The organism is Okeania sp. SIO2F4 (assembly GCF_010672385.1).
Lineage (GTDB): Bacteria > Cyanobacteriota > Cyanobacteriia > Cyanobacteriales > Microcoleaceae > Trichodesmium.
In genome coordinates this window covers 1-4,356 of sequence record NZ_JAAHGT010000835.1, presented here as the reverse complement: position 1 = coordinate 4,356, position 4,356 = coordinate 1, and the positions used below count along the sequence as shown (strand labels likewise).

Below are 4,356 nucleotides of genomic sequence, written 5' to 3'. Positions count from 1 at the left end.
TCAGCCAAAATGAACCTTTTTATCCTTTTGAAGTTCGTTATGCTCCGCAATTATTAAAAGTACAATCTGCTCCTTGGAAAGTACCTGTTGTAACTGGAGCTTTAATGATGTGTCGGCGGGAAGATTTTCAGAAAGTGGGAGGTTTTAATGAAGACTACTTTTATGGTTATGAGGATGTAGACTTATGTTTGACTATCCGACAAAAGTTAGGGAAAGAAATTATCAGTGCTAATCATTTAACAGCTTTTCATAATCGTGGTTTTTCTCGGTTTAATAAGGGCAAAGAATTTATCCAGAAAATCCTGAAAAATCGCCCAATAATAGAAGCAAGATATGCCTATTATTTACGAAGGAAACATCTACAAGATTTTTTTGAAAAAGGAATGTATTGGACTGGTCATCCTTTAACTATTGGTTTTGCTGTAACAGAAGCAGATATGGCAGCTTCCGCAGGAGATTATTTTACAGCGGTGGAATTAGGAGAACAATTAGTTAAAGAATTTGGATGGGATGTTTACTATATTTCAGAAGGAGAAGATTGGTATGATATGACGCGGCTAGATGTAATTGTAGTTATGCGTCACGATTATGATTTAGAAAGAATAGAAAATGCTAAATCTAGTTTGGTAAAAGTTGCTTGGGCAAGAAATTGGTTTGAAGTTTGGGCGTCTCAAAAATCAGCAGGAGATTATGATTGTTTCTGGTGTTCTTCTCAAAAATCTGCTGATTATATTCAACAGAAATTATTTAAACCTGCAACGGTAGTTAGGATAGCTACTAATGAGGAAAGATTTAAAGAATTCAGAAGTGAAGAAGAAATGATAAGTAAACCAGGTAATAAAATTCCAGAAGTAGGTGAAATTGAAGTAGAGAAAATTTCGGAAGTAGCAATTTCACAAGAGTCAGGAAAAATTACTTCTGAAGTAGGCAATAAATTTCCCAAAGCAGGCAAAACTGAAGTAGAGAAAAATTCAGAAGTAGCAATTTCACAAGAGTCAGGAAAAATTACTTCTGAAGTAGGGAAAATTTCGGAAGTAGCAATTTCACAAGAATCAGGAAAAATTACTTCTGAAGTAGGTAATAAATTTCCCGAAGCAGGCAAAACTGAAGTAGAGAAAAATTCAGAAGTAGCAATTTCACAAGAATCAGGAAAAATTACTTCTGAAGTAGGCAATAAATTTCCCGAAGCAGGCAAAACTGAAGTAAGGAAAATTTCAGAATTAGCAATTTCACAAGAGTCAGGAAAAATTACTTCTGAAGTAGGGAAAATTTCGGAAGTAGCAATTTCACAAGAGTCAGGAAAAATTACTTCTGAAGTAGGCAATAAATTTCCCAAAGCAGGCAAAACTGAAGTAGAGAAAAATTCAGAAGTAGCAATTTCACAAGAATCAGGAAAAATTACTTCTGAAGTAGGCAATAAATTTCCCGAAGTAGGCAAAACTGAAGTAGAGAAAATTTCGGAAGTAGGAGTTTCACAAGAATCAGGAAAAATTACTTCTGAAGTAGGCAATAAATTTCCCGAAGTAGGCAAAACTGAAGTAGGGAAAATTTCAGAAGTAGAAAATTTAAACCAGTCAGGAAAAATTCCTTCTGAAGTAGGCAATAAATTTCCCGAAGCAGGCAAAACTGAAGTAGAGAAAATTTCGGAAGTAGCAATTTCACAAGAGTCAGGAAAAATTACTTCTGAAGTAGGGAAAAATTCAGAAGTAGCAATTTCACAAGAATCAGGAAAAATTACTTCTGAAGTAGGCAATAAATTTCCCGAAGCAGGCAAAACTGAAGTAAGGAAAATTTCAGAAGTAGCAATTTCACAAGAATCAGGAAAAATCCCTTCTGAAGTAGGTAATAAATTTCCCGAAGCAGGCAAAACTGAAGTAGAGAAAAATTCAGAAGTAGCAATTTCACAAGAATCAGGAAAAATTACTTCTGAAGTAGGCAATAAATTTCCCGAAGTAGGCAAAACTGAAGTAGGGAAAATTTCAGAAGTAGGAGTTTCACAAGAATCAGGAAAAATTACTTCTGAAGTAGGCAATAAATTTCCCAAAGCAGGCAAAACTGAAGTAGAGAAAATTTCAGAAGTAGCAATTTCACAAGAATCAGGAAAAATTACTTCTGAAGTAGGCAATAAATTTCCCAAAGCAGGCAAAACTGAAGTAGAGAAAAATTCAGAAGTAGCAATTTCACAAGAATCAGGAAAAATTACTTCTGAAGTAGGGAAAATTTCAGAAGTAGCAATTTCACAAGAATCAGGAAAAATCCCTTCTGAAGTAGGCAATAAATTTCCCGAAGCAGGCAAAACTGAAGTAGAGAAAAATTCAGAAGTAGGAGTTGTCCTCAACTCCGAAAAAATCAATTCCCAACTAGACAATAAATATAAATCTGACTATTGTTTCACAGGAAGCTTCTGGAAATATCCGCGAGATATTATGAATTTTTTAGAACCAGATAATTTACCATTCAACTTTGCCTTATACGGCTATAACTGGGAAAAATTTGATAAGTTTAAAAAGTATAATCGCGGACCCTTGCCTTATACAGATATGCCTCAAGTTTATACTTCCACAAAAATAGTAATTGATGATGCAAATTCAGTCACAAAACAATGGGGTTCCACAAATTCCAGAGTATTTGATGCCATTATGTCTGGTGCTTTAGTTGTGACAAATGGAGAATTAGGAAATCAAGAATCTTTCGACGGACTATTGCCTACTTATAATTCTCGCGAATCTCTGGAAAATTTATTACGGGAGTATCTAACAAATGAGGAATTAAGATTAGCCAAAGTGGCAGAATTACAGAAAATAGTCGAGGAAAAACATACTTACAAACATCGTGCCCATACAATATTTTCTGCTTTGCGTGAAAAAATGAGTAATAGTTTCCGCATCGGCATAAAAATTGGAGTTCCTGACTGGAAACAAGCGCAAGAATGGGGAGACTATCATTTTGTCTTAGCTATGAAACGGCAGTTTGAAATATTAGGTCATTCCGTCAGAATAGATATTTTGCCAGAGTGGGAAAATCCACAAATATTTGGAGATGATGTAGCAATTACGATTCGAGGTTTAAGTCGTTATCAACCCAAGTCTTATCATATTAATTTGATGTGGAATATTAGTCATCCAGATAAAGTTTCTCTAGAAGAATATGAACAATATGACCGAGTATTTGTGGCATCCCATTCCTATGCTGAGGATTTGCAAAAACAAGTAAATGTTCCAGTACAAACTTTACTGCAATGTACCGACCCAAATTTGTTTTATCCAGACAAAGAAGGTTATGAAGAAGTTGGAGAAATTTTGTTTGTCGGAAATTCTCGCAAAGTTTATCGCCAGATAGTAAAAGATGCAGTAGAAAGTGGTTTAAAAGTAGATGTTTATGGAACAAACTGGGATAATTTATTGCCCGATGGTTATTTAAAAGGAGAATATATTCCCAATGAAATTTTGCGACGTTATTACAGTAAATGTGGCGTATTATTAAACGACCATTGGGATACCATGCGAGAAAAAGGATTTATTTCCAATCGTTTATTTGATGCTGCAGCTTGTGGAGCAACGATTATTTCTGACAAAATTTCAAGTTTGGAAAAAGTGTTTGGAAGTAAAATCTCTACCTATAATTCCCCGGAATATTTGCCAAAATTAGTAGAAGATTGTTTGCAGCAAAAAAGTCAGAATGGAGGAGAAAAATTAGAGTTAGCAAAATATATCCGAGAAAATCATAGTTTTGAGAAAAGAGTCAAGGAAATATTAGGAACTATTGAGAAGTTGAATGAGGAAAAAATGTTGGGGAAGTTTATAGAAGCTATATAGAGGCAATACAGGGAAAAAAGATTGAAAAATACTCCCTTATTCTCCTACTTTTAAGATTAGAATCAGATTTTTCTCATGGTTCAATCTTTCCACCCATCCCTCCTGAGTGGAAAATCACAAACATTTTCATTCTCTGAAGCTCCTGAAAAAATCGCGCGTCAAAGGATTTTCCGTTGCATCCTCACAAAAATTCTGATATGATAAAAGTTAACTGGGGTATATCGCCCATATACATGACTTTTTATTCAACTAAATTTTCTGACTGAGAGACTTTTCAATATTCAGGAATTTTTACCGAGAAATTGTGGGTATGCGCCTCCCCTTGGATAGGGGAAAAAAGCGGTTGAGGGATGGCGAGGTCCCCTCGCTTGCCTCCAATCAACCAAGAGAGCGGTCGGCAAGCGGAGCATGACCTTAGGATGGGATGGCGAGGTCTCCGTTCCCTCCGGGACGCTACGCGAACTTCGAAGCTTTGCGAAGCGCAAACGCTTGCCTCCAATCTCCCAAGAGAGAAGAAAAAATTTTTCATAATTAGTCAATC

The 4,356-nt window shown here is 35.6% G+C and carries 1 protein-coding gene; it reads left to right on the top strand.

Annotation, left to right across the window (positions count from 1 at the left end; translation table 11 throughout):
• A partial coding sequence (locus F6K22_RS33500) for a glycosyltransferase family protein (protein WP_293108316.1) occupies positions 1-3,815 on the top strand: 3,815 nt, incomplete at its 5' end.
• Positions 3,816-4,356 lie beyond the last annotated feature (541 nt).